The sequence below is a fragment of the Mycobacterium sp. NGS24 genome (assembly GCF_059813065.1).
On sequence record NZ_JCALDW010000005.1, the window covers coordinates 194,170 to 219,774 of the forward strand.

Below are 25,605 nucleotides of genomic sequence, written 5' to 3' on the forward strand. Positions count from 1 at the left end.
TCAGCACCCGACGTTTCGTTACCGTCTTGTGATCGTACGGGTGGGCCTCTGGGCCCATTTTGTCATTTCAGCTGAATATGGTCGGTAGCTCAATGCTGAGTTGTTGCTGCGTAACGGTCGCTGTAGGTCGGGACTAACTGGGATTAGACATTGAATCTGCTTACTAAACTTCATCAAACTGAATCGCCGATGTTGCGCCTGGTGGTTGGCGCTTTATTAGTGGTACTGGCATTCGCCGGCGGCTTCGCCGTGTCCGCGTCCAAGACGGTGACCTTGACCGTGGACGGCACGTCCATCCAGGTCAACACGATGAAGTCGCGGGTCAGCGACATTATGGCGGAGAACGGCTTCGACGTGGACGCGCGGGACGACCTCTACCCCGCCGGGGACGTCTCCGTCGGCGACGCCGCCACCATCGTGCTGCGCCGCAGCCGCCCGCTGCAGATCACTCTGGACGGCCAGAACTCCCGGCAGGTGTGGACCACCGCGTCCACCGTGGACGAGGCGCTGGCGCAGTTGGCCATGACCGACACCGCCCCCGCCGCCGCATCCCGGGCCAGCCGCGTCCCGTTGAACGGCATGGCTCTGCCGGTGGTCAGCGCCAAGACGGTCCAGATCGACGACGGCGGCGTGCAGCGCACGGTGCACCTGCCCGCGCCCAACGTCGCCGGGTTGCTCGCCGCGGCCGGCGCCCCCCTGCAGGACAGCGACCAGGTAGTACCCGCCGCCAACGCGCCCGTCGTCGACGGCATGCAGATCCAGGTCACCCGCAACCGCATCCAGCGGGTCACCGAGCAGATGCCGCTGCCGCCCCCGGCGCGGCGCATCGAGGACCCGGAGCTGAACATGAGCCGCCAGGTCGTCGAGGACCCGGGCAGCCCCGGCACCCAGGAGGTGACCTTCGCGGTGGCTGAGGTCAACGGTGTCGAAACCGGTCGCCTGCCGATCGCCAACACGGTGCTGGCCCCGGCCCGCGAAGCCGTGGTCCGGGTCGGCACCAAGCCCGGCACCGAGGTTCCCCCGGTCAGCGACGGTGGCGTCTGGGACTCGCTGGCGGGCTGCGAGGCCGGCGGGAACTGGGCGATCAACACCGGCAACGGCTTCTACGGCGGCGTGCAGTTCGACCAGGGCACCTGGGAGGCCAACGGCGGGCTGCGCTACGCGCCCCGGGCCGACTTGGCCACCCGGGAGGAACAAATCGCCGTCGCCGAGGTGACCCGGCAGCGCCAAGGTTGGGGTGCCTGGCCCGTGTGCAGTGGCCGGGTGGGTGCGCGCTGACGATCCGGCTGCTCGGACGCACCGAAATCAGGCGGCTGGCCAAAGAGCTTGATCTGCGGCCACGGAAATCGCTCGGACAGAACTTCGTTCACGACGCCAACACGGTGCGCCGCGTGGTGACCGCCTCCGGCGTCGGCAAGTCCGATGTGGTCCTCGAAGTCGGGCCGGGGCTGGGGTCGCTGACGCTGGCGCTGCTGGACCGCGGCGCGACCGTCACCGCCGTCGAGATCGATCCGGTGCTGGCGGCCCGGCTGCCGCAGACCATCGCCGAACATTCCCACAGTGAGATGCAGCGATTTTCGGTGATCAACCGCGACGTGCTGACGCTGCGTCGCGAAGAACTCGACGTGCAACCCACCGCGGTGGTGGCCAACCTGCCCTACAACGTGGCGGTGCCGGCGCTGCTGCATCTGCTCGCGGAATTTCCCTCCATCCGTGTCGTGACGGTCATGGTGCAGGCCGAGGTGGCCGAACGGCTGGCTGCCGATCCCGGTGGCAAGGAATACGGGGTGCCCAGCGTCAAGATGGGTTTCTACGGCCGGGTACGCCGCTGCGGCACGGTGCCGCCGACGGTGTTCTGGCCCATCCCGCGGGTGTATTCGGGGCTGGTGCGCATCGACCGCCACGAGACGTCGCCGTGGCCCACCGACGAAGCGTTCCGCCGGCGCGTCTTCGAGCTGGTCGACATCGCCTTCGGTCAGCGGCGTAAGACGTCGCGCAACGCCTTCGTGCAGTGGGCCGGTTCCGGCAACGAGTCCGCGAGTCGGCTGCTTGCCGCCAGCATCGACCCCGCCCGGCGCGGTGAGACGCTGTCGATCGAGGATTTCGTGCGGTTGCTGCAGCGTTCCGAGTCGGCGTCAGACCACCCCGGGGGCGGGGAGGATCCCGCACAGGTCTCGGCCGGCTGACGGGACGCGCCGCGATAGTCTGCTGCGGTGGTCGCGGATGTCTGAGAGCAACACCGCCGAGTTGTGGGTGCCCACCGGGTCGGTCACCGTGCGGGTGCCGGGCAAAGTCAACCTCTATCTGGCCGTCGGTGACCGCCGGGATGACGGCTATCACGAGCTGACGACGGTGTTCCACGCTGTCTCGCTGTTCGACGAGGTCACGGTGCGCAACGCCGACGTGCTGTCGCTGGAGTTGGTCGGCGAAGGCGCCGACAAGCTGCCCACCGACGAGCGCAACCTGGCCTGGCAGGCCGCCGAGCTGCTGGCCGAGCACGTGGGCCGGGCGCCGGACGTCTCCGTCCTGATCGACAAATCCATCCCGGTGGCCGGTGGCATGGCCGGCGGCAGTGCCGATGCGGCCGCGGTGCTGGTGGCGATGAATTCGCTGTGGGAACTGAACCTGCCGCGCCGTGATCTGCGCCTGCTCGCCAGCCGGCTGGGCAGCGACGTGCCGTTCGCGCTGCACGGTGGCACCGCGCTGGGCACGGGGCGCGGCGAGGAGCTCGCTACGGTGTTGTCGCGCAACACGTTCCACTGGGTGCTGGCGTTCGCCGACAGCGAGTTGCTGACCGCGACGGTATACGGGGAGTTGGACCGGCTTCGAGAGGTGGGCGACCCGCCCCGGCTGGACGAGGCGGGCCCCGTGCTGGCGGCCCTGGCGGCCGGGGACCCGCACCAGCTCGCGCCGCTGTTGGGCAACGAGATGCAGGCCGCGGCGGTCAGTCTGGACCCGGCGTTGCGCCGGGCGCTGCGGGCGGGAGTGGATGCGGGCGCGCTGGCGGGCCTGGTGTCCGGTTCGGGTCCGACCTGCGCCTTTCTGTGCGCCTCCGCGGAGGCGGCGGTCGATGTCGCCACGCAGCTGACCGGGGCAGGGGTGTGCCGCACGGTCCGGGTCGCCACCGGTCCCGTGCCGGGAGCCCGGGTGGTGCCGACCCCCGCGGACGGTGCCTGACGGCCGTCGTCGATGTGAGATCGCACTCAAATCCCGTCACCGTTTGGCAGTTACTTAAGAGTTGCTTAAGATAAGCCGCGGTGACGAGTCACGGTTGGCAAAAGCAAACCAGCGCAGGACCGCGTTCATCACCAAATCGAGACCTAACCGCTCCCCGAAATGTGTGCGCGCCTGCCCTCAAGCGAGATCTGGCGGGTGCAACATGAAAACCCGGACCTTGGGGATGCGCTGGAACCGAGGAGGTTTGCGTGAGCAGGTTTACCGAGAAGATGTACCGCAGTGCCCGCACCGCGACGACGGGCATGGTCACCGGTGAACCCCACGAACCCGTCCGGCACACCTGGGGCGAGGTGCACGAACGGGCCCGCTGCATTGCCGGCGGGCTGGCCGCCGCGGGCGTAGGTCTCGGCGACGCTGTCGGCGTCCTCGCGGGTTTCCCGGTGGAGATCGCGCCGACCGCGCAGGGCCTGTGGATGCGCGGCGCCAGCCTGACCATGCTGCACCAGCCGACGCCGCGGACAGACCTGGCGGTGTGGGCTGAGGACACCATGACGGTGATCGGGATGATCGAGGCCAAGGCCGTGATCGTCTCCGAGCCGTTCACGGTGGCGATTCCGGTGCTTAAAGACAAGGGCATCAAGGTCCTGACAGTCACCGATCTGCTCGCGTCGGACCCCATCGACCCGATCGACGTCGGCGAGGATGACCTGGCGCTGATGCAGCTGACCTCGGGTTCGACGGGTTCGCCGAAGGCGGTCCAGATCACCCACCGCAACATCTACTCCAACGCCGAGGCGATGTTCGTCGGCGCCGAATACGACGTCGACAAAGACGTGATGGTCAGCTGGCTGCCCTGCTTCCACGACATGGGCATGGTCGGCTTCCTCACCATCCCGATGTTCTTCGGGGCGGAGCTGGTCAAGGTCACTCCGATGGACTTCCTGCGGGACACGTTGCTGTGGGCGAAGTTGATCGACAAGTACCGGGGCACCATGACGGCGGCGCCGAACTTCGCCTACGCGCTGCTGGCCAAGCGGCTGCGACGGCAGGCCAAGCCGGGGCAGTTCGACCTGTCGACGCTGCGTTTCGCGCTGTCCGGCGCCGAGCCGGTCGAACCCGCCGACGTCGAGGACCTGCTGGACGCCGGCAAGCCGTTCGGGCTGCGGTCGTCGGCGATCCTGCCGGCCTACGGCATGGCCGAGACGACGCTGGCCGTGTCGTTCTCGAAGTGCAACTCCGGCCTGGTGGTCGACGAGGTCGACGCCGACCTGCTGGCCGCGCTGCGCCGGGCCGTCCCCGCGACCCACGGCAATACCCGCCGGCTGGCCACGCTGGGGCCGCTGCTGCAGGATCTGGAAGCCCGCATCGTCGACGAGGACGGCACGGTGATGCCGTCGCGCGGCGTCGGTGTCATCGAGTTGCGCGGCGAGTGCCTCACGCCCGGCTACATCACCATGGGCGGCTTCATCCCGGCGCAGGACGAGCACGGCTGGTACGACACCGGTGACCTCGGCTACCTCACCGACGAAGGCCACGTCGTGGTGTGCGGCCGCGTCAAGGACGTGATCATCATGGCTGGGCGCAATATCTACCCGACCGACATCGAGCGGGCGGCGGGCCGGGTCGACGGGGTCCGTCCCGGCTGCGCGGTGGCGGTCCGCCTCGACGCCGGGCATTCGCGGGAGTCCTTCGCCGTGGCCGTCGAGTCGAACGCTTTCGAGAACCCGGCCGAGGTGCGTCGCATCGAGCACGACGTGGCACACGAGGTCGTCAAGGAGGTCGACGTGCGTCCGCGCAACGTGGTGGTGCTGGGGCCCGGGACCATCCCGAAGACGCCGTCGGGCAAGCTGCGCCGCGCCAACTCGGTCACGCTGGTTACGTAGCGCGGGCGGGTGTGAGCCGGTGGCTTTGAGTGTGAGCCGGTGGCGCTCGGCACGGCGTGTCGCCCGCCCTGCGTTCACACTCAAAGCAGTGCTAGCACAATGGATCTGGCTTCTACCAGGCGTGCACCCGGTTCTGCGCGGGTTCGAGGCCCAGTTCGATCAGTAGCTCCGCGGCATCGGCGGCCTGCTCGCAGATGGTCGGCACTTCGGCGCGTTCGGTTGCGTTGAACGGCTCCAGCACGAAGGCTGCCGGGTCTTTGCGTCCGGGCGGCCGGCCGATCCCGATCCGGACCCGCTGAAAGTCCTTGCTGCCCAGCGCCGATGCCACCGAGCGCAGCCCGTTGTGGCCGCCCTCGCCGCCGCCCAGCTTGAGCCGGATGCGGCCGAACTCCAGGTCGAGCTCGTCGTGGATGACGATGATGTCGGCGGGGGGCACCGAATAGAACTTGGCCAGCGGCCCCACCTGGCGCCCCGACTCGTTCATGTAGCAGCGCGGCTTGGCCAGCACCACCGACCGGCCGGCCAACCGGCCGGTGCTCACCTCCGCGCCAGAACGTTTGTGCACCTTGAACTTTGCACCGATTCTGGCGGCGAGTACGTCGGCAACCAGGAAGCCGACGTTGTGGCGGGTCCGGGCGTAGTTGTCGCCCGGGTTGCCCAGGCCGACCACCAGAAGCGGTTCGGCCACGCTTTCCTACTCGGACTCGGCCTGGTCGGCGTCGGCGTCGCCGCCCTCGTCGCCGGCTTCCGCGCCCTCCTCGGCGGCCTCGCCTTCCTCACCCGCGCCCTCCTCGGCCAGGTCCTGGGCGGTCGGCGCCGGAACCACGTTGACCACCAGCAGCTCGGGGTCGGAGACCAGGCTGACACCGTTGGGCAGCTCGATCTGGCCGGCGGTGAACTGGGTGCCGGCGGTCGCGCCTTCAACGGAGACGGTCAACTGCTCGGGGATCGACAGCGCCTCGGCCTCGATTTCGATGGCGTTGGTGTCCTGGGTGACCAGCGTGTCCGGACCCGCTTCGCCCTCGACCACGACGGTGACCTCCACGGTGACCTTCTCGCCGCGGCGCACGACCAGCAGGTCGGCGTGCTGGATGCTGCGGCGGATCGGGTGGATGTCCAGCGCTTTGGTCAACGCCAGCTGTTCCTTACCGGCGATGTCCAGGCTGAGCACTGCGTTGGTGCCGGAGTGGCGCAGCACGGCGGCGAAGTCGTGGCCGGGCAGTTCGAGGTGCTGGGGTTCGCTGCCGTGGCCGTAGAGAACGGCGGGAATCCTGCCTTCGCGGCGGGCCCGGCGGGAGGCGCCTTTGCCGGTCTCGGTACGCACGGTGGCGGTGAGCTGGTTAGCGGTGGCTTTAGCCATGTGTGTCGCTCCTGTGTTTCGGGGCACGGCCAGGAACGCGACGATTTGTCGGTCTCCGTCGATAACGGTGCTGGTCGAACCGGTGCACCCTCGCCGTGACGCCCGGCTAGGTTACCGCATCGGCGGGTCGCGGCGGAAATTCGGGACCCGGCCGTTGACGCTGCGGCTGTGGCGACTTCGGACGAGAGACGCCCGCCGTCGGCGCAGAGTCAGCGACTCTGGGGCGGCTTCAGAGCGCGAACTTGGTTTCGGTGAGCTGCTCGGAGAGTTCCCACAGCTTGGTCGCGGTGTTCGTGTCCTTGGCGGCCCGGCTGCGTGCGACGGGCTGGCTGCGGCCGAACTGGCCGAAGCGGGGCCCGATGAACGTGTCACCGGGCACATCCTGGGACGCCGCATACAGCGTCTGCCGGGCGCCGAAATCGGCGTCGGTGGCCAGGAACCGGGTCACCGTCGACATGACGGCGTCCTCGAGTTTGCGGCCGGACGCTCCCTGCAGGTGGGTGCGCGAGTAACCCGGGTGCGCCGCCACTGCGCGCAGCGACGACCCGGCGCCCTCGAGTCGCCTCTGCAGTTCGCTGGTGAACAGCAGGTTGGCCAGCTTGGACTGGCAGTAGGCCAGCCAGGGCGAATACTTGCGGCGCTGCCAGTTCAGGTCGTCCAGATCGACCCGGCCCGGCCAGTGCATGATCGACGACACCGTGACCACCCGGTCGGTGAGCTTGGGCAGCAGCAGATTCGTCAAGGCGAAATGCCCGAGGTGGTTGGTGCCGATCTGGCTCTCGAAGCCGTCGGTGGTCAGGGCGTACCGGACACCCATGATCCCGGCATTGTTGATCAGGATGTCGGCGCCGTCGACGCTCTCGGCGAACTGCCGCACCGAGGACAGATCCTGCAGGTCCAGCGCGCGCACCTGCACATCACCGTCGATCTCGGCCGCGGCTTTCTCGCCCTTCTCGGTGTTGCGGACGGCCATGACGACCGTGGCGCCGGTACGGGCCAGTTCGCGGGCGGTGACCGCGCCCAGCCCCCCGTTGGCGCCGGTGACGATCACGGTGCGGCCGGCGAACGAGGGAAGGTCAGCAGCTGTCCAAGTCATGGTCCCCACTGTATTGGCGTGCACAGTGCGGCCTCGGACAGGGCGGCTCTGCCGGCTGGTCAAACGCGGCGTGACTCCATAAGACTGAGGCGATGACATCCTCGTCCGAGCGGTTGCTTTTCAAGTTCCTCAGCATTCACGACAAGATCTATCAGGCCACGAACGGCCGGATAGGCCATCGGTTGCCGGGGATGCCACCCAACCTGCTGCTGCACACGGTGGGAGCCAAGACGGGTCAGCCGCGCACGACAACGCTGACCTACGCCGAAGACGGCGACGACTACCTGGTGGTGGCGTCGAAGGCCGGGTATCCCAAGGCGCCCGGCTGGTATCACAATCTGAAGGCCGACCCCAACGTCGAAATCAATGTCGGCGCAAAGCGGTTGGCCGTCACCGCGCACCCGGTGTTGCCCGATGATCCCGACTACGCGCGACTGTGGAAACTCGTCAACGCCAACAACTCCGACCGGTACATCGGGTACCAGAAGAAGACCTCGCGGCCGATCCCGGTGATTGTGCTGACACCGAAGGCCTGAGGAGGACCGACGCTACTTCTTGGCGACCACGAAGCCGCGGATGATCGCCTCGACGTCATTGGACTCGGCGACGGCCTCGTCGGCCAGGCTGGTGATGATCAGCTGCACCAGATACTGCTGATTTCCCGGCGCTGCACCGGTGGGCAACACCACCCGGTTCCAGCTGCGCATCCGCGCGCCCTTCAGCTCGTAGGTACCCTGCACCATCGACGAGGGAAAGCCGTTGAAATCAGCGGTGGACGCGTCCAATTGGTGGAAGTCCTGCGGCAGATCGGCATTGGCGTGCTTGATCGCCTCGCGAGGGTTGAATTCTCCGCGCAGCCTGATTACCACCATGATTGCCGCCGGGTAGTTATTCCCCTTGGAGATCATTGTTCTGGCGGCGGTGACCTTCGGATCGCCGCCGCGTGCTGACCACCCGGGCGGCGTGGGAATCGACACCGTCAGATCGGTCAGGTCACCTGGCGAGACCGGTTCACCGGTAACTCCTTCACCCTCAAGATATTTCGACAACGGGACCGGCGGGGCCGTCGGCTCGGCAGACCCGCTGGTAGTCGCACTGGTCGTCCAGATCGATTGATAGTCGGGGGCTTTGGCGCCGCAGGCGACCCCCGATAACGCCAGGACAGTAACCACGAGGGTGCTGAAAAGCTTGTCTCTCACAAAATCTCGCGGACCGCATCGATCGGTCGGGCCAGTCGGGTGCCCTTGGGGGTGACGACGAACGGCCGTTCGATCAGGATGGGATGCTCGGTCATCGCGTCGAGCAACTCGTCGTCACCGGCGTCGGCCAAATCAAGTTCGGCGTACAAAGACTCGCGTTTGCGCACCGCGGCACGCACCTCGATGCCGGCATCGGCGATCAGCTGCACCAATTCGACCCGAGTGGGCGGCGTCTTCAGATACTGGACGACCTCAGGCTCTAACCCGTTGTCCCGCAACAAGTCCAGCGTCTTGCGCGACGTACTGCACTTAGGGTTGTGGTAGATCACGGTGCGACCAGAACCCATTACGCGTCCCCGTCGAACAGTCCTGTGACTGAGCCGTTTTCGAAGACCGCCCGGATGGTGCTGGCCAACAGCGGCGCGATGGACAGCACGGTGAGCTGCGGGAAGCGCTTCTCCTCACCGATCGGCAAAGTGTTGGTGACGATCACCTCACGCGCCCCGCAGGCGGCCAGTCGCTCAGCAGCCGGGTCGGACAGCACGCCGTGGGTGGCCGCGATCACCACATCCTTGGCGCCGTCGTCGCGCAACAGCTTGACCGCGCCGGCGATGGTGCCGCCGGTATCGATCATGTCGTCGATCAGCACGCAGGTGCGCCCCTGCACCTCACCGACCACGCGGTTGGACACCACCTGGTTGGGCACGCGGGGGTCGCGGGTCTTGTGGATGAACGCCAACGGCACGCCGCCGAGCGAGTCTGCCCACTTCTCCGCGATGCGGACCCGCCCGGAGTCGGGGGAGACGACCACCATGTTGCCGTCGGGATAGTTGTCGCGGATGTAGCCGGTCAGCAGGTTCTGCCCGCGCATGTGGTCCACGGGTCCGTCGAAGAATCCCTGGATCTGGTCGGTGTGCAGGTCGACGGTCACGATCCGGTCGGCGCCCGCGGTCTTCAGCAGGTCGGCCACCAGCCGTGCCGAGATCGGTTCGCGGCCGCGGTGCTTCTTGTCCTGCCGGGCGTAGGGATAGAACGGCAGGACCGCGGTGATCCGCTTGGCGCTGCCCCGCTTCAGCGCGTCGATCATGATCAGTTGTTCCATCAGCCAGGTGTTGACCGGCACCGGATTGGACTGCAGCACGAAGGCGTCGCAGCCGCGCACCGACTCGTGGAACCGCACGAAGATCTCGCCGTTGGCGAAGTCGCGCGCCGTCTGCGCGGTGACGTGAACGTCGAGTTCCTTGGCTACCTGCTCGGCCAGCTCCGGGTGGGCGCGGCCGCTGAACAGCATCAGGTTCTTGCGGTTGTCGGTCCAGTCGTGGCTCAACGTGCTGCCCTCGCCGTGTCGAGATCGGGAATGGAAGGCCTCATCGTAGCCGGGTTTCCGGGAAACCAATTCACGGTGTCTGTTCTGATTCGGGCTTGCGGCCGGCGTCGTCGGCCGCTTTTGCCGCTGCCGACCCGGGGCGTTTGTGCTGCACCCAGTTCTCGATGTTGCGTTGGGGACCGGCTGACACCGCCAGGGCGCCCGGCGGCACGTCTTCGCGGACCACGGTTCCGGCGCCGGTGTACGCGCCGTCGCCGATGTTCACCGGGGCGACGAACATGGTGTCCGAGCCGGTCCGCACATGGGAGCCGATGGTGGTGCGCCGTTTGGTCACGCCGTCGTAGTTGACGAACACGCTGGAGGCGCCGATGTTGCTGTGGTCGCCGATGTCGGCGTCGCCCACGTACGTCAGGTGCGGCACCTTCGTTCCGGTGCCGATGGTGGCGTTCTTGACCTCGACGAATGCGCCGAGTTTGCCGTCGGCTCCGAGCACGGTCCCGGGCCGCAGATAGGTGAACGGTCCCACCGTGGCGCCGTCGCCGATCGTCGAGGACGAGCCGTGGGTGCGGCAGACCGTTGCGCTGTCGCCGACGCTGACGTCGGTCAGCGTGGTGTCCGGTCCGATAGCGCAGCCGGCGCCGATCTGGGTACGGCCGAGCAGCTGGGTGCCCGGCTGGATGACGGTGTCGCGGCCGACGGTGACGTCGACGTCGATCCAGGTGGTGGCAGGGTCGATCACGGTGACTCCGGCAAGTTGGTGTGCGGCCACCACGCGGCGGTTGAGTTCGGCGCCCAACTCCGCGAGCTGGACGCGGTTGTTGACCCCGGCCACCACCGCACTGTCCTCGATGTGGCGGGCGCTGACCGTGTGGCCGTCGCGACGCAGGATCGCGATCACGTCGGTCAGATAGAGCTCCTGCTGGGCGTTGTTGGAACTCAGCCGGCCCAGCGCCGAGCGCAGCGCGGCGATGTCGAACGCGTAGACGCCGGTATTGACCTCACGGATGCCGCGCTGCGAGGCGGTGGCGTCGGTCTGCTCGACGATCGCCATCACCTCGTTGTCCTGGGTGCGCAGGATGCGGCCGTAGCCGTGCGGGTCGTCCAGCGTGGTGGTCAGCACGGTCACGGCCGCAGACGTCGAACTATGCGTGGCGATCAGGTCGGCCAGGGTGTCGGCGTCCAGCAGCGGGGTGTCGCCGGCGGCAACGACGACGATGCCGGCGTAGTCGTCGGGCAACGCGGACAGACCACACAGCACCGCGTGCCCGGTGCCCAGCGGCCGATCCTGCAGCGCGACGTCGATGCTGCGGCCCAGATTGTCGGCCAGCTCGCCGACCAGCGGGGATATGCGCTGGTGGTCGTGGCCGAGTACCACGACCAGATGTTGCGGCGCGAGCTTGGTCATCGCGTGCAGGGAGTGTGACAGCATGCTGCGCCCGCCGAGGGTGTGCAGCACCTTGGGGGTGTCCGAGCGCATCCGGGTGCCGGGCCCGGCCGCCAGGACCAGGACCGCGGTGTCACCACGAAACGTCATCGACCCTCCTCACCGAAGTTTGGCGCGCTGAGCGTGCGCATTTTTACGCCGACACGCCGTTAAGAGTGGCATTTCATGCACGCTCGCGGCAAAAAACGGGGCTCCGTCGCCAGGACTCGAACCTGAACTATCTGAACCAAAATCAGAGGTGCTGCCGATTACACCACGACGGATTGGGGGTGGCCGGTGCGCGACCGCCCAGATGACTTTAGTCTGCCGACGATGCCGGGCGCTTGCGGCCGGAGGAGGGGGCTGGCCGTGGGGCTGGGTCTGCCGACGATGCCGGGCGCTTGCGGCCGGAGGAGGGGGCTGGCCGTGGGGCTGAGTCTGCCGACGATGCCGGGCGCTTGCGGCCGGAGGAGGAGGCTGACCGTGGCGTGCTTGCGGCCGGCTAGACCGCCACGTGCGTCGACGGCAGAATGTCTGAGATGGACAACCTGGGCGAGCTGTGGCCGATTGCGGTGTTCTCGGTCGTCCTTTCGGTGTTGTGCGGGCTGTACGCGGTCAGGGTCGCCCGACGCAAGAACCGCGGCGTCGGCGAGTCTTTTGCCCTCGGCGCTCTGCTGGGTCTGATCGGCATCGTGATCGTCGCCTTATTGCCGGCCGGGACCAAGGGGTCCATGGAACAGTCGGGGCAGCCGGGCAAGGCCGCTTGACCGCTCCGCAGCCGACCCGTCGACGTTCGGTGCAACGACCGCAAACACCGATACCCTGATTCCCGTGGCTGAGCCGCTGAAAAGTGTGGAGAAGGAAGCGCGGACGCCCCGCGCCCGGATGACCGGCAGCGAGCGCCGACATCAGCTCATCGGCATCGCCAGGTCGCTGTTCGCCGAACGCGGCTATGAGGGCACGTCGATCGAAGAAATCGCCCAGCGCGCCAATGTGTCCAAGCCCGTCGTCTACGAGCATTTCGGTGGCAAGGAGGGGCTGTACGCCGTCGTAGTCGACCGGGAGATGTCGGCGCTGTTGGACGGCATCACGTCGTCGCTGACCAACAACCGGTCCCGGGTCCGTGTCGAGCGGGTGGCGTTGGCGCTGCTCACCTACGTCGAAGAACGCACCGACGGCTTTCGCATCATGATCCGGGACTCGCCCGCCGCGATCAGCTCGGGCACCTATTCCAGCTTGCTCAACGATGCCGTCAGCCAGGTCAGCTCCATCTTGGCCGGCGACTTCGCCCGGCGCGGTCTGGACCCGGGCCTGGCGCCGCTGTACGCCCAGGCGTTGGTGGGTTCGGTGTCGATGACCGCGCAGTGGTGGCTGGACACGCGCGAGCCCAAGAAAGAAGTGGTCGCCGCGCATCTAGTCAACCTGATGTGGAACGGCCTGACGCATCTGGAAGCCGACCCGCAGCTGCGGGACGAATAAGCCAGCTCGGTGCGCGGGCGCGGTTGATTCTGCGGCTGTGGCGGGGAAGTGCGAGTGAGCGCGCCCTGAGCGCAGAGTCAGCACCCCGAGGGACGCCCGCCGCCCGACGGGCTGCGGAATTGAAGCGCCCTAGAATGGGCGCATCATGACCGCACCGGGGGCTGCTAGCCCAGATACCCCGATCGCGGGGCTCGTCGAATTGGCGCTGACCGCACCGACATTCCAACAGCTCATCGAGCGTGCCTCCGATCGGCCTGCCGAACTGCCGCTGGTAGGACCCGCTAGCGCGCGGGTGTTCGTAGCCAGCGCGCTGGCCAGCAATGGTCCGTTGCTGGTGGTCACCGCCACCGGCCGGGCAGCCGACGACCTGACCGCCGAGCTGCGAGGAGTCTTCGGCGACGCCGCCGCGGTCTTCCCGTCGTGGGAGACCCTGCCGCACGAGCGGTTGTCGCCCGGCGTCGATACCGTGGGCAGCCGGATGATGGTGCTGCGCCGGCTGGCCCACCCCGACGACGCGCGGCTGGGTCCGCCGCTGCGGGTGGTGGTGACGGCAGTCCGATCGCTGCTGCAACCCATGGCCCCGCGGCTGGGGCATCAGCAGCCGCTCACGCTCACCGTCGGTGACGAGATGCCGTTCGAGGACGTGGCGCAGCGGCTGGTGGAGTTGGCCTACACCCGGGTGGACATGGTGGGGCGTCGCGGCGAGTTCGCGGTCCGCGGCGGGATCGTGGACGTCTTCGCGCCCACCGCCGAACATCCGGTGCGCGTCGAGTTCTGGGGCGACGAGATCACCGAGATGCGGATGTTCTCCGTCGCCGACCAGCGTTCGATCCCCGACGTCGAGGTGGACACGCTGATTGCGGTCGCCTGCCGCGAATTGCTGCTCACCCCTGAGGTGAAAGCACGTGCGGCCGAACTCGCCAAGGAGCATCCGGCCACCGAGAACACCGTGACCGGCAGCATCATCGACATGCTCGCCAAGCTCGCCGAGGGCATCCCGACCGACGGCATGGAGGCGCTGCAATCGGTGCTGCAGCCCGCAGAAGACGGGGCTCATGCGCAGCTCACCGATCAGCTACCCGACGGCACCCCGGTACTGGTGTGTGACCCGGAGAAGGTCCGCACCCGCGCGGCCGACCTGATCAAGACCGGCCGGGAGTTCCTCGAGGCGTCGTGGTCGGTGGCGGCGCTGGGTACCGACGCGCCCGTCGACGTCGAACAGCTGGGCGGGTCCGGGTTCACCGAACTCGACGAGGTGCGCGCCGCCGCGACCAGCGCCGGTCATCCGTGGTGGACCTTGAGCCAGTTGTCCGACGAGTCGGCGGTCGAGCTGGACATCCGGGCCGCGCCGTCCGCGCGGGGGCATCAGCACGACATCGACGGCGTCTTCGCGATGTTGCGCGCGCACGTCGCGACCGGCGGGTACGCCGCGATGGTCGCGCCCGGCGCCGGCACCGCCCACCGGATGGTGGAACGGCTGGCCGAGTCGGACATCCCCGCGGCCATGCTGGAGTGTGGGTCCGCCCCGACGGCCGGTGTGGTCGGTGTGCTCAAGGGCCCGCTGCACGACGGGGTGGTGGTCCAGGGGGCCAACCTGGTCGTCATCACCGAGGCCGACCTGACCGGCAGCCGCGCCACTGCCGTCGAGGGCAAGCGGCTGGCGGCCAAGCGCCGCAACACCGTCGACCCGCTGGCGCTGTCCGCCGGCGATCTGGTGGTGCACGATCAGCACGGCATCGGCCGGTTCGTGGAGATGGTCGAACGCACCGTCGGCGGCGCCCGGCGCGAGTACCTGGTGCTCGAATACGCATCGAGCAAGCGTGGCGGCGGGTCCGACAAGCTCTACGTCCCGATGGATTCGCTGGACCAGCTGTCGCGGTATGTGGGCGGTCAGGCGCCGGCGCTGAGCAAACTGGGCGGCAGCGACTGGGCGAACACGAAGACCAAAGCACGCCGCGCGGTGCGTGAGATCGCCGGCGAACTGGTGGCGCTCTACGCCAAGCGGCAGGCCAGTCCGGGCCACGCGTTCGCCCCGGACACCCCGTGGCAGGCCGAGATGGAGGACGCGTTCGGCTTCACCGAGACCGTCGACCAGCTCACCGCGATCACCGAGGTGAAGGCCGACATGGAAAAGCCGATCCCGATGGACCGGGTGATCTGCGGCGACGTCGGCTACGGCAAGACCGAGATCGCGGTGCGGGCGGCATTCAAAGCGGTGCAGGACGGGCGGCAGGTCGCCGTGCTGGTGCCCACCACACTGCTGGCTGACCAGCATCTTCAGACGTTCACCGACCGGATGGTCGGGTTCCCGGTGACTGTCAAGGGCCTGTCGCGCTTCACCGATCCTGCCGAGTCCCGCAAGGTCGTGGAAGGCCTGGCCGACGGGTCGGTGGACATCGTGATCGGCACCCACCGGTTGTTGCAGACCGGGGTGCGCTGGAAGAACCTCGGACTGGTGGTGGTCGACGAGGAGCAACGGTTCGGCGTCGAACACAAGGAGCACATCAAGAGCCTGCGCACCCACGTCGACGTGCTGACCATGAGCGCCACCCCGATCCCGCGCACGCTGGAGATGAGCCTGGCCGGGATCCGGGAGATGTCGACGATCCTGACCCCACCCGAGGAGCGCTACCCGGTGCTGACCTACGTGGGTCCGCATGACGACAAACAGATCGCCGCGGCGTTGCGCCGCGAGTTGCTGCGCGACGGGCAGGCGTTCTACGTGCACAACCGGGTCAGCTCCATCGACTCCGCCGCTGCCCGGGTGCGTGGCCTGGTCCCCGAGGCGCGCGTCGTCGTCGCACACGGTCAGATGCCCGAAGACCTGCTGGAACGCACTGTCCAGGGGTTCTGGAACCGCGACTACGACATTTTGGTGTGCACCACGATCGTGGAGACCGGCCTGGACATCTCCAACGCCAACACATTGATCGTCGAGCGCGCCGACACGTTCGGTCTGTCCCAGCTGCATCAGTTGCGCGGACGGGTGGGGCGCAGCCGGGAACGCGGTTACGCCTATTTCTTGTATCCACCGAATGCGCCGCTCACCGAAACGGCCTACGACCGGTTGGCGACCATCGCGCAGAACAACGAACTAGGCGCCGGCATGGCGGTGGCGCTCAAAGACCTCGAGATCCGCGGCGCGGGCAACGTCCTGGGCGTCGAGCAGTCCGGGCATGTCGCCGGGGTCGGCTTCGACCTGTATGTGCGGCTGGTGGGGGAGGCCGTCGAGGCGTACAAGGCCGCCGCCGACGGCGAGACGGTGAGCACCGCCGAGGAGCCCAAGGACGTGCGGATCGATCTGCCGGTCGATGCGCATCTACCGCCGGACTACATCGCCAGTGACCGGCTGCGGCTGGAGGGTTATCGCCGGCTGGCGGCCGCCGCGTCGGACAGCGACATCGCCGCGGTCGTGGAGGAGCTCACCGACCGGTACGGCCCGCTGCCCGAACCGGCCGAGCGGCTGGTGGCGGTGGCGCGGCTGCGGCTGCTGTGCCGGACCTCCGGGATCACCGAAGTCAGTGCCGTGTCGGCGACGACGGTGCGGCTGTCCCCGATGACGTTGCCGGACTCTGCCCAGGTGCGGCTGGCGCGGATGTACCCGGGTGCTCGCTACCGCGCCACCACGTCGACGGTCCAGGTTCCCGTTCCGCGGGCGGGCGGAATTGGTGCCGGACACATCCGTGATGTCGAATTGGTGCAGATGGTGGCCGACTTGGTGACCGCAATGGCGGGTAAACCGCAGCAAGATATTGGTATAACGGAGCCCGGACCGCCGAGTAAGGAGCGACAAGGCAGATGATTGTCGTCCTCGTCGACCCCCGCCGGCCGGCACTGGTTCCGGTCGATGCCATCGAGTTGCTCTGCGGGAAGGTGCAGTACACCGAGGAGATGCCGATCGCGGTGCCGTGGTCGCTGCCCGATGCGCACCCGGCCCATACCGGTGAGGATGCGCCGGTGCTGCTGTCGTCGGATCCCAGTCACCCGGCGGTCACCGCGCGGCTGGCCGCCGGAGCCCGGCTGATCTCGGCGCCGGATCGCCAACGCGGCGAACGGCTGCTGGATGCCGTCGCGATGATGGACAAGCTGCGCACCGCGGGGCCGTGGGAAAGCGAGCAGACCCACGACTCACTGCGCCGATACCTGCTGGAAGAGACCTACGAACTGTTGGACGCAGTACGCAGCGGCAACGTCGACGAACTGCGCGAGGAACTCGGTGACCTGCTGTTGCAGGTGCTGTTCCACGCCCGTATCGCCGAGGATGCGGCGCAGCTGCCGTTCACCATCGACGACGTCGCCGACACCTTGATCCGCAAGCTCGGCAACCGGGTTCCGGGAGTGCTTGCCGGAGAATCGATCTCGCTGCAGGACCAGCTCGCACAATGGGAGGCGGCCAAGGCGGCCGAACGGTCCCGAAAGTCGCGGCACTCCGTGCTGGACGACGTGCACACCGGTCAGCCGTCGTTGGCGTTGGCGCAGAAGGTGATTGAGCGCGTCACCCACGCCGGGCTGCCCGCGGAGTTCATTCCCGCCGAGCTCACCACCATCACGCTATCTGCTGATGTGGATGCCGAAAACACTTTGCGCGCAGCAGTTCTGGATTTTGTGGACACTGTGCACCGGGTGGAGGGAGCGATTGCCGCGAGCCGCCGCGGTGACAGCATCGCCGAAGAGCTGGACATGACCCCGCTCGGTTTCGTCACCGAGGAGGAGTGGCGCAGTCACTGGGTGGCCGGCACCCCGACATCCGAGGTTGTCGACGGGGAAGCCGCGGCGCCGGAAACCGAGCAGCCGGCCACGTCGCAGAAGGAATCTCGCGGCGGGTCATCCAAGAAGCGCAAAGGCCGGCGATAGCCGTTTGCACGCGACGGCAGTGATCGCGCTCGGCACCGGCGTTTGCGCCCGGCACCATCGACAGTGCCCGAAGGCAGCGTCTGAGGGCGCCGACAGACCGTCTCCGTGATCTTTGCGGCGACTCAGAGGCACTCCACAAATAGCGATGTGAATATGGCCCTGAGGCGCTGGCCGAGCTGCTTCAGATGGGATGCGGCAGCGTCCCAAATATCGGACGTGAACGTTTGCTAGGCGTACCGGTCAACCGGGCCCGCCCGCAACCCGTGGGACGATGAGCGGGGAGAAAACACCGTTGCGGGGTCCGACGGGGCGTCCGACAGGGAGATCCGACAGGGAGAGTTGTGTCGCCGAGACGCTGGTTGCGCGCGGTCGCCGTGATAGGGGCGACCGCGATGCTGCTGGCTTCAAGTTGTACGTGGCAGCTGAGCCTTTTCATCCCTGACGGTGTGCCACCGCCCGCGGGGGACCCGGTACCGCCGGTGGACACCCATGCCGCCGGCCGTCCCGCCGACCAGTTACGGGAGTGGGCGCAGCAGCGGGCGCCTGCTCTGGAGATGCCTGTCACCGCGCTGGAGGCCTACGCCTACGCCGCCCGGGTGGCTGAGGTCGAGAATCCCAAGTGTCATATCGCCTGGACAACGCTGGCGGGTATTGGGCAGGTCGAGAGTCACAACGGCACCTACCGGGGGGCGACGATCGCGCCCAACGGCGATGTCAGGCCGCCTATTCGTGGGGTGCGCCTCGACGGCACCGGCGGCAATCTGCGGATCGTGGACGAGGCCGACGCGGCCGCGTCGAACGGCTCCAGTGACGACGACGGCGTGCAACGCGCGATGGGGCCCATGCAGTTCATCTCCGAGACGTGGCGGCTGTACGGCGTCGACGCCAACAACGACGGCGCCGCCAGCGCGGACAACATCGACGATGCCGCGCTCTCGGCCGCCGGATATTTATGTTGGCGCGGAAAGGATCTCGCGACGCCCCGCGGCTGGATCACGGCGCTTCGCGCCTACAACAATTCCGGGGTGTACGCACGCGCGGTGCGGGACTGGGCGACCGCCTATGCGGCGGGTCATCCGCTGTAGAAAGATGAAGCGCTGACCCAGGCTTTACGCTAAACGTTGCCGGGGGTGTGTCAGAAAGTCAGCAGGCGAAGGAGAGCCCAGTGCCCATTATCGAGCAGGTCGGAGCCCGCGAGATCCTCGACTCTCGCGGCAACCCGACCGTCGAGGTCGAGGTTGCGCTGATCGACGGAACATTTGCCCGCGCTGCGGTGCCGTCGGGCGCCTCGACCGGGGAGCACGAGGCCGTCGAACTGCGTGACGGTGGTGACCGGTACAGCGGTAAGGGCGTGAAGAAGGCCGTCCAAGCCGTGCTGGACGAGATCGGTCCGGCGGTGATCGGGCTCAACGCCGACGATCAACGTCTGGTCGACCAGGCGCTGGTCGACCTGGACGGCACGCCGGACAAGTCCCGGCTGGGCGCCAACGCCATCCTGGGGGTGTCGCTGGCGGTGGCCAAGGCGGCCGCGGACAGTGCCGCGCTGCCCCTGTTCCGGTACATCGGCGGCCCGAACGCGCACATCCTGCCGGTGCCGATGCTGAACATCCTCAACGGCGGCGCGCACGCCGACACCGGCGTCGACGTGCAGGAGTTCATGGTGGCCCCGATCGGTGCCCCCAGCTTTCACGAGGCGCTGCGCTGGGGCGCGGAGGTTTACCACGCGTTGAAGGCGGAGTTGAAGAAAGACGGGCTCTCCACCGGCCTGGGCGACGAGGGCGGCTTCGCCCCGGACGTGGCCGGCACCAGCGCCGCGCTGGACCTGATCGTCCGGGCCATCGAGTCGGCGGGCTTCAAGTCCGGTGCCGACATCGCCCTGGCGCTCGACGTCGCTGCCACCGAGTTCTACACCGACGGCACCGGTTACAGCTTCGAAGGTTCCACCCGCACCGCCGAGGAGATGGCCGGGTTCTACGCCGAGCTGCTCGGCAACTACCCGTTGGTGTCCCTGGAAGACCCGCTGTCCGAAGACGATTGGGACGGCTGGGCCGCGTTGACGGCCAGCATCGGCGACCGGGTGCAGATCGTCGGTGACGACCTGTTCGTCACCAATCCCGAACGCCTCGAAGAAGGTATCGAACGCGGCGTGGCAAATGCGTTGCTGGTCAAGGTGAATCAGATCGGAACGCTGACCGAGACGCTGGACGCGGTGGCGCTGGCCCACCACAGCGGATACCGCACCATGATGAGCCACCGCAGCGGTGAGACCGAGGACACCACCATCGCCGATCTCGCGGTGGCGGTCGGCAGCGGGCAGATCAAGACCGGTGCGCCGGCCCGCAGCGAGCGCGTCGCGAAGTACAACCAGCTGCTGCGCATCGAGGAGGCGCTGGGCGACGCGGCCCGCTACGCCGGCGACCTGGCATTCCCACGATTCGCGCTGGACCCGAAGTAAAGCCGCTTGGCCGCCAAGTCTGATCCGAAGCGTCGTTCCCCGGCATCGCGGCCGGGGAAGGCCGGCGACTCGGCTCGGGGCCGGCGCGCCAGCTCCAAACCTGTCGCCAAACCGGGCTCCAGGCCGCAGTCCAAGCCCGCGCAGACCGCGCCCGACGAGAGCCGCAGCTCTGCGCATTCGCTGCAGGACCACGTCGTCGAGCCCATCAAGCGCAAGTTCAGCGAATCCGTCGACCAGCGCTCCGACCAGCGACTCGGCTTCACCGCGCGCCGAGCCGCCATTCTGGCCGCGGTGGTCTGCGTGCTGACGTTGACCATTGCCGGCCCGGTGCGCACCTATTTCGCGCAGCGCACCGAAATGGCGCAGCTGACCGCGACCGAAGCCGCGCTGCGCCGCCAGATCGCCGACCTGGAGCAACGCAAGGGCCAGCTGGGCGACCCGGCTTACATCGCGGCGCAGGCGCGCGAACGGCTGGGATTCGTCAAACCCGGCGACATTCCGTTCCAGGTGCAGCTGCCGCCGACGGCCGCGACCGCGCCACAGCCGGGCGGTGAGGGCAACCCCCAGGCCAAGAACGAACCCTGGTACACCTCGCTGTGGCACACCATCGCCGATGCGCCGCACCTGCCGCCCACTGTTGCCCCGGCACCCGAACCGGGGCCGGTGCCGCCGAATCCACCGGATTCCGGTGGTTGATCGGGCGGACCTGGAGGCGGTGGCGCGACAGCTCGGGCGCGAGCCGCGTGGGGTGCTCAGCATCGCCTTCCGGTGTCCCGACGGCACCCCGGGCGTGGTGAAGACCGCTCCGAAACTTCCTGACGGAACGCCTTTTCCGACGTTGTACTACCTGACGCATCCGGCGCTGACGGCGGCTGCGAGCAGACTGGAGACCACCGGCCTGATGCGTGAGATGACGGAACGGTTGGGCCGGGACGCGGACCTAGCGGCCGCGTACCGCCGGGCGCACGAGTCGTATCTGGCTGAGCGCGACGCGATCGAGCCACTGGGAACCACGTTTTCCGGCGGTGGCATGCCGGACCGGGTCAAGTGCCTACATGTGCTGATCGCACACTCGTTGGCCAAGGGGCCCGGGATCAACCCCTTAGGGGACGAAGCGCTGGCACTGTTGGCTGCTGAGCCTGCGACCGCGAATCTGGTTGGGAGACAATGGGTATGAGCCGTCTAGCCGGAATCGACTGCGGTACCAACTCGATTCGTCTGCTGATCGCCGATGTCGCCGACGGCCGGCTGACGGACGTCCACCGGGAAATGCGGATCGTGCGGCTGGGCCAGGGGGTGGATGCGACCGGCGCGTTCGCTCCGGACGCGATCGCCCGCACCCGGGCCGCGCTGACCGACTACGCCGAATTGCTGGCGCAGCACGGCGTGCAGCGGGTGCGGATGGTCGCCACTTCCGCCACCCGCGATGCCAGCAATCGCGACGAATTCTTCGCGATGACGGCCGAGGTGCTGGGCACGGTGATCCCCGGTGCGGTCGCCGAAGTCATCACCGGTGCCGAGGAGGCCGAGTTGTCGTTCCGCGGTGCGGTCGGCGAATTGGACAGCGCTAACGCGCCTTTCCTTGTTGTCGACCTCGGCGGCGGCTCGACCGAGATCGTGCTCGGCAAGGCGGCTGACGAGGTAATCGCCAGCTACTCGGCCGACATCGGTTGTGTCCGGCTGACCGAGCGCTGCTTGCATTCCGACCCGCCGACCGCGGCGGAAGTCGAGGCGGCCGCACAGGTGGTTCGCGAACGACTCGAGGTCGCACTGCGCGCAGTGCCCGTCGAGGGGGCACGGACCTGGGTGGGACTGGCCGGGACGATGACCACCTTGTCGGCCCTGGCCCACGAGATGACCGCCTATGACGCTGCGGCCATTCATCTTTCGCGGGTGGCGCTGGCCCCATTGCTGGACGTCTGTGATCGGTTGATCGCCATGACCCGCGCTGAGCGCGCCGCGTTGGGACCTATGCACGAGGGCCGCGTCGATGTGATCGGCGGCGGTGCGATCGTGGTGCGGGAGTTGGCCCGCGAACTGCACGACCGGGCCGGTATCGCCGAGTTGACGGTCAGCGAACACGACATCCTGGACGGCATTGTGCTGTCGATCGCCGCGCCTACACTTCGAATCGGTAGCCCATACCCGACTCGGTGAGCAAATGCCTAGGGTTGGCCGGATCGTCTTCGAGTTTGCGCCGTAACTGCGCCAGATACACTCGCAGATAATGGGTTTCGGTCGCGTACGCCGGTCCCCACACCTCTTTGAGCAAGTCTTCGCGGCCCACCAGCTTGCCCCGATTGCGCACCAGCACCTCGAGCATGCCCCACTCGGTGGGGGTCAGATGCACCTCGGTGCCGTTGCGGGTGACCTTCTTGGCGGCCAAATCCACGGTGAACGCCTCGGTTTCGATGACCGGCTGGTCCAGCTCCGAGGCCGCGGTGTTGCGGCGTACCGCCGCCCGTAACCGGGCCAGAAACTCGTCCATGCCAAAGGGTTTGGTGACATAGTCGTCGGCACCGGCATCCAGTGCTTCGACCTTGTCGGCGGAGTCGGTGCGGGCGGACAGCACGATCACCGGTGCGCTGAGCCAGCCGCGGAGACCCGCGAGCACGTCGATGCCCGACATGTCGGGCAGCCCGAGGTCCAGAATCACCACGTCGGGGGGATGTTCGGCGGCGGCGCGCAGCGCGCCGGCCCCGGTGGACGCGGTGATCACCTCGTATCCGCGTACCGAAAGGTTGATGCGCAACGCCCGCAGGATGTGCGGCTCGTCGTCGATCACCAGCACGCGGGTCATCGTTCACCGCCTTCGCACGGGGCAGGCAGATCCACCAGCACGGTCAGCCCGCCACCGGGCGTATCACCGGCGGAAATCGCGCCGCCCATCGCCTCGACGAAGCCGCGCGCCACCGACATGCCCAGGCCCACGCCGGTGGTGTTGTCCTGATCCCCAAGGCGCTGGAAGGATTCGAAGACGTGCTCTTCGGTGCCGTGCGGGATGCCCGGGCCCTCGTCGACGACGTTGATCAACACCCGGGCGCCGACGCGGCCCGCGTTGACCCGGACCACACAGTCGGGCGCATAGCGCAGCGCATTGTCGATCAAGTTGGCCAGCACCCGCTCCAGCAGCCCGGCGTCGGCCATTGCCACGGCGTCGCCGACGTCGACCTTGACGCGGTCGATGGCTGACCGGTAGAAGCCGGTGGCGCCCTTGCCGATGCTGACCAGGGCGCGCTGCACCACTTCCTCGACGTACACCAAGTGCCGTTCGGGACGTACCACGCCGGCGGCAAGCCGCGAGGAGTCGAGTAGGTTGCCCACCAACGCGGTCAGCTGATCGATGGATTCTTCGATGGTGGCCAGCAATTCGGCGGTGTCCTCGGGGGAGAACGCGATGTCGGCGGCGCGCAGACTGGACGCCGCCACCTTGGCCGCGGCCAGCGGCGTGCGCAGGTCGTGGCTGACCGCCGAAAGCAGTGACCGGCGCAATTCGTCAGCCCGCACAATGGCTTCGGTACGGCCGGCCTCTTCGGCGAGTTCGCGCTGGCGGACCAGCCCGGCAGCCTGCTTGGCCACCGCGCCGAGCACCCGGCGGTCCCGCGCCGCAAGTTTGCGCCCGGCCAGCAGCATCCAGAACTCGTCGTCCCCGACCTCGATCGCAGTATCCGCGGAATCGACTGTGGCGCAAGCGTCTTTGCCGACGGAGGCAATGACCTTACGGTGACCCGATTGTTCGCGCAGCATGCTGACGCTGCGCTGCGAGTACGTCTCGCGCACCCGCTCCAACAGCGTGGCCAGATCGGCACCGCGCAACACCGATCCGGCGAACAGGGTCAGCAGCTCGGCCTCTCGGGCGGCGCGGCGGGCCTCCCGGGTTCTCTTGGCGGCACTGTCGACCAGCACCGACACCGCGACCGCGATCAGCAGCAGCACCAATTCGGTCACCGCGCTGTTGGGTGCGGCGATGGTGAAGCTGTGCCGCGGAGCAATCAGGAAGTAGTTCAGCAGCAGTCCGGACAGCACCGCCGAAAGCACCGCCGGCGCAACGCCTCCCAGCAGACCCACCAAGAGCACGCCGATGAAGAACAACGCGCTCTGGCCACCGGTGTCCAGGTAGGGATCCAGCAGGGTGACCGCGATAGTGCATATCGCCGACGGGATGATCACCGCCGCCAACCAGGAGATCAGCCGTCGTTCACGGGGCGACGACGGTGTCCGGGTGCCCCGCTTGGCTTGGTCGTGGGTGACGATGTGAACGTCGATCTTGCCGGAACGTTGCACGATCGCCGCGCCGATGCCCTCGTCGAACAGGCGTGCCCACCGAGACCTGCGGGAGGTGCCGATCACCAGCTGGGTGGCGTTGATCTCGCGGGCGAAGTCGAGCAACGCATCGGGCACGTTGTCGCCGACGACGGTGTGCAGCGAGGCGTCCAAACTGTTTGCCAGTTCCCGGATTTTGCTCATCCGGGACTCGGACAGCCCGGCGAGCCCGTCGCCGCGCAGCACGTGCACCACCATCAGTTCGGCACTGGATTTCGAGGCGATCCGCGACGCCCGTCGAACCAGCGTCTCTGACTCCGGGCCGCCGGTGACAGCGACCACCACTCGCTCGCGGGCCTCCCACGTGTCGGTGATCTTGTTCTCCGCGCGGTACTTGGCCAGCGCGGTGTCGACCTGATCGGCCAGCCACAACAGCGCCAATTCCCGCAGTGCGGTGAGATTTCCACGCCTGAAATAATTGGACAGCGCCGCGTCGATCTTCTCGGACGCGTAGACGTTGCCGTGGGAAAGCCTGCGCCGCAACGCCTCCGGACTGATGTCAATGAGCTCGACCTGGGCGGCCTGTCGCACGATCGAATCCGGAATCGTCTCTTTCTGCTCGATCCCGGTGATCTGGGCGACCACATCGTTGAGGCTTTCCAGGTGCTGGATGTTGACGGTGGAGATTACGGTGATCCCGGCGTCGAGCAGTTCTTCGACGTCCTGCCAGCGTTTCTCGTTCCGGCTGCCCGGGGTGTTGGTGTGGGCGAGCTCGTCGACCAGGACTACCTGCGGGTGTCGCGCCAGCACCGCCGGCACGTCGAGTTCGGGAAAGCGGCCGCCACGGTAGTCGATGTATTGCGGTGGGATGACCTCGATGTCGCCAAGCAGCTCAGCGGTTTTCGCCCGCCCGTGGGTTTCCACCACCGCCGCCACCACATCGGTGCCGCGTTCGAGTCGACGGTGCGCCTCGCTCAACATCGAGAAAGTCTTGCCGACGCCCGGCGCCGCACCGAGATAGATGCGCAGCTCGCCGGGCTTGGGACGGTGCACTGTGAAGCCGGGGTCGGTCACATCAACATCATCCAC

General features: G+C 67.7%; 23 protein-coding genes and 1 tRNA gene. 14 read left to right on the forward strand and 10 right to left on the reverse strand.

Translation table 11 applies throughout. The features are described from left to right. Window positions 1-150: 150 nt before the first annotated feature. The 4 genes from AC5Y6Y_RS09935 (at window position 151) to AC5Y6Y_RS09950 (ending at window position 5,060) form a co-directional block, all read left to right on the forward strand. A complete protein-coding gene (locus AC5Y6Y_RS09935; protein ID WP_463827460.1) occupies window positions 151-1,278 on the forward strand; it encodes a resuscitation-promoting factor in 1,128 nt (375 codons plus the stop codon). Beyond that, window positions 1,251-2,186 carry a 16S rRNA (adenine(1518)-N(6)/adenine(1519)-N(6))-dimethyltransferase RsmA gene (rsmA, locus tag AC5Y6Y_RS09940; RefSeq protein WP_499929820.1) on the forward strand — a complete coding sequence of 312 codons (936 nt, stop codon included), beginning with the start codon at window positions 1,251-1,253 and terminating at the stop codon, window positions 2,184-2,186. The genes AC5Y6Y_RS09935 and rsmA overlap by 28 nt, the downstream gene beginning before the upstream one ends. A 37-nt stretch (window positions 2,187-2,223) precedes the next feature. Next, window positions 2,224-3,177: a 4-(cytidine 5'-diphospho)-2-C-methyl-D-erythritol kinase gene (locus AC5Y6Y_RS09945; protein ID WP_499924659.1), complete on the forward strand. Its 954-nt coding sequence runs from the start codon at window positions 2,224-2,226 to the stop codon at window positions 3,175-3,177. A 248-nt stretch (window positions 3,178-3,425) separates the two neighbouring features. Beyond that, the gene (locus AC5Y6Y_RS09950) at window positions 3,426-5,060 is read left to right on the forward strand and encodes a fatty acyl-AMP ligase (protein ID WP_499929822.1); all 1,635 of its coding nucleotides are present in this window, start codon (window positions 3,426-3,428) and stop codon (window positions 5,058-5,060) included. A 112-nt stretch (window positions 5,061-5,172) separates the two neighbouring features. Here the strand turns inward: AC5Y6Y_RS09950 and pth are convergent, their stop codons facing one another. The 3 genes from pth to AC5Y6Y_RS09965 form a co-directional block, all read right to left on the reverse strand. Then, entirely contained in the window at window positions 5,173-5,748 is a 576-nt protein-coding gene (gene pth / locus AC5Y6Y_RS09955) for an aminoacyl-tRNA hydrolase (RefSeq protein WP_499924656.1), read from the reverse strand. A gap of 6 nt (window positions 5,749-5,754) precedes the next feature. After that, window positions 5,755-6,420 (reverse strand): 50S ribosomal protein L25/general stress protein Ctc, encoded by a 666-nt coding sequence (locus AC5Y6Y_RS09960; protein WP_499929824.1) that lies wholly within the window; start codon window positions 6,418-6,420, stop codon window positions 5,755-5,757. Between the two features lie 229 nt (window positions 6,421-6,649). Continuing rightward, the gene (locus tag AC5Y6Y_RS09965) at window positions 6,650-7,516 is read right to left on the reverse strand and encodes an oxidoreductase (protein WP_499929826.1); all 867 of its coding nucleotides are present in this window, start codon (window positions 7,514-7,516) and stop codon (window positions 6,650-6,652) included. Window positions 7,517-7,608: 92 nt separating this feature from the next. Here AC5Y6Y_RS09965 and AC5Y6Y_RS09970 point away from each other — a divergent pair, with 92 nt between their 5' ends. Beyond that, window positions 7,609-8,052 carry a nitroreductase family deazaflavin-dependent oxidoreductase gene (locus AC5Y6Y_RS09970; protein ID WP_463827467.1) on the forward strand — a complete coding sequence of 148 codons (444 nt, stop codon included), beginning with the start codon at window positions 7,609-7,611 and terminating at the stop codon, window positions 8,050-8,052. A 12-nt stretch (window positions 8,053-8,064) separates the two neighbouring features. Here AC5Y6Y_RS09970 and AC5Y6Y_RS09975 read toward each other — a convergent pair whose 3' ends face one another. From AC5Y6Y_RS09975 to AC5Y6Y_RS09995, 5 genes are all read right to left on the reverse strand, one after another. After that, the gene (locus AC5Y6Y_RS09975; RefSeq protein ID WP_463827468.1) at window positions 8,065-8,715 is read right to left on the reverse strand and encodes an LpqN/LpqT family lipoprotein; all 651 of its coding nucleotides are present in this window, start codon (window positions 8,713-8,715) and stop codon (window positions 8,065-8,067) included. Beyond that, window positions 8,712-9,062: an arsenate reductase (glutaredoxin) gene (arsC, locus tag AC5Y6Y_RS09980; RefSeq protein ID WP_499929828.1), complete on the reverse strand. Its 351-nt coding sequence runs from the start codon at window positions 9,060-9,062 to the stop codon at window positions 8,712-8,714. Before arsC ends, AC5Y6Y_RS09975 begins: the two co-directional genes overlap by 4 nt. Next, a complete protein-coding gene (locus tag AC5Y6Y_RS09985) occupies window positions 9,062-10,042 on the reverse strand; it encodes a ribose-phosphate diphosphokinase (protein ID WP_463827470.1) in 981 nt (326 codons plus the stop codon). Before AC5Y6Y_RS09985 ends, arsC begins: the two co-directional genes overlap by 1 nt. 70 nt (window positions 10,043-10,112) lie before the next feature. Further along, window positions 10,113-11,576, reverse strand: coding sequence for a bifunctional UDP-N-acetylglucosamine diphosphorylase/glucosamine-1-phosphate N-acetyltransferase GlmU (gene glmU / locus AC5Y6Y_RS09990; protein WP_499924646.1), 1,464 nt, complete (start codon window positions 11,574-11,576; stop codon window positions 10,113-10,115). Window positions 11,577-11,677: 101 nt separating this feature from the next. Beyond that, a tRNA-Gln gene (locus tag AC5Y6Y_RS09995) sits at window positions 11,678-11,749 on the reverse strand. Window positions 11,750-12,004: 255 nt separating this feature from the next. On the opposite strand from AC5Y6Y_RS09995, the gene AC5Y6Y_RS10000 reads away from it, so the two are divergent. The 9 genes from AC5Y6Y_RS10000 (at window position 12,005) to AC5Y6Y_RS10040 (ending at window position 22,410) form a co-directional block, all read left to right on the forward strand. Further along, window positions 12,005-12,232, forward strand: a complete 228-nt coding sequence (locus AC5Y6Y_RS10000; protein ID WP_463827472.1) for a hypothetical protein — start codon at window positions 12,005-12,007, stop codon at window positions 12,230-12,232. A gap of 118 nt (window positions 12,233-12,350) precedes the next feature. Further along, window positions 12,351-12,944: a TetR/AcrR family transcriptional regulator gene (locus AC5Y6Y_RS10005; RefSeq protein ID WP_463827515.1), complete on the forward strand. Its 594-nt coding sequence runs from the start codon at window positions 12,351-12,353 to the stop codon at window positions 12,942-12,944. Window positions 12,945-13,089: 145 nt separating this feature from the next. Continuing rightward, window positions 13,090-16,746, forward strand: a complete 3,657-nt coding sequence (gene mfd / locus AC5Y6Y_RS10010; RefSeq protein WP_499929831.1) for a transcription-repair coupling factor — start codon at window positions 13,090-13,092, stop codon at window positions 16,744-16,746. After that, window positions 16,743-17,798, forward strand: a complete 1,056-nt coding sequence (locus AC5Y6Y_RS10015; protein WP_499929833.1) for a nucleoside triphosphate pyrophosphohydrolase — start codon at window positions 16,743-16,745, stop codon at window positions 17,796-17,798. Before mfd ends, AC5Y6Y_RS10015 begins: the two co-directional genes overlap by 4 nt. Window positions 17,799-18,139: 341 nt before the next feature. Further along, window positions 18,140-18,883, forward strand: coding sequence for a lytic transglycosylase domain-containing protein (locus AC5Y6Y_RS10020; RefSeq protein WP_463827475.1), 744 nt, complete (start codon window positions 18,140-18,142; stop codon window positions 18,881-18,883). Between the two features lie 80 nt (window positions 18,884-18,963). Next, window positions 18,964-20,253, forward strand: a complete 1,290-nt coding sequence (gene eno, locus AC5Y6Y_RS10025; RefSeq protein WP_463827476.1) for a phosphopyruvate hydratase — start codon at window positions 18,964-18,966, stop codon at window positions 20,251-20,253. Between the two features lie 6 nt (window positions 20,254-20,259). Next, window positions 20,260-20,949 (forward strand): FtsB family cell division protein, encoded by a 690-nt coding sequence (locus AC5Y6Y_RS10030; RefSeq protein ID WP_499924642.1) that lies wholly within the window; start codon window positions 20,260-20,262, stop codon window positions 20,947-20,949. Next, window positions 20,942-21,430, forward strand: a complete 489-nt coding sequence (locus AC5Y6Y_RS10035; RefSeq protein WP_499929835.1) for a DUF501 domain-containing protein — start codon at window positions 20,942-20,944, stop codon at window positions 21,428-21,430. Before AC5Y6Y_RS10030 ends, AC5Y6Y_RS10035 begins: the two co-directional genes overlap by 8 nt. Continuing rightward, window positions 21,421-22,410, forward strand: a complete 990-nt coding sequence (locus tag AC5Y6Y_RS10040; RefSeq protein WP_499929837.1) for a Ppx/GppA phosphatase family protein — start codon at window positions 21,421-21,423, stop codon at window positions 22,408-22,410. The genes AC5Y6Y_RS10035 and AC5Y6Y_RS10040 overlap by 10 nt, the downstream gene beginning before the upstream one ends. Here AC5Y6Y_RS10040 and AC5Y6Y_RS10045 read toward each other — a convergent pair. Together AC5Y6Y_RS10045 and AC5Y6Y_RS10050 are read right to left on the reverse strand one after the other, a co-directional pair. Beyond that, window positions 22,373-23,053, reverse strand: a complete 681-nt coding sequence (locus AC5Y6Y_RS10045) for a response regulator (RefSeq protein ID WP_499929839.1) — start codon at window positions 23,051-23,053, stop codon at window positions 22,373-22,375. The two genes, AC5Y6Y_RS10040 and AC5Y6Y_RS10045, sit on opposite strands and share 38 nt — an antisense overlap. Further along, window positions 23,050-25,605: a DUF4118 domain-containing protein gene (locus tag AC5Y6Y_RS10050; RefSeq protein WP_499929841.1), complete on the reverse strand. Its 2,556-nt coding sequence runs from the start codon at window positions 25,603-25,605 to the stop codon at window positions 23,050-23,052. The genes AC5Y6Y_RS10045 and AC5Y6Y_RS10050 overlap by 4 nt, the downstream gene beginning before the upstream one ends.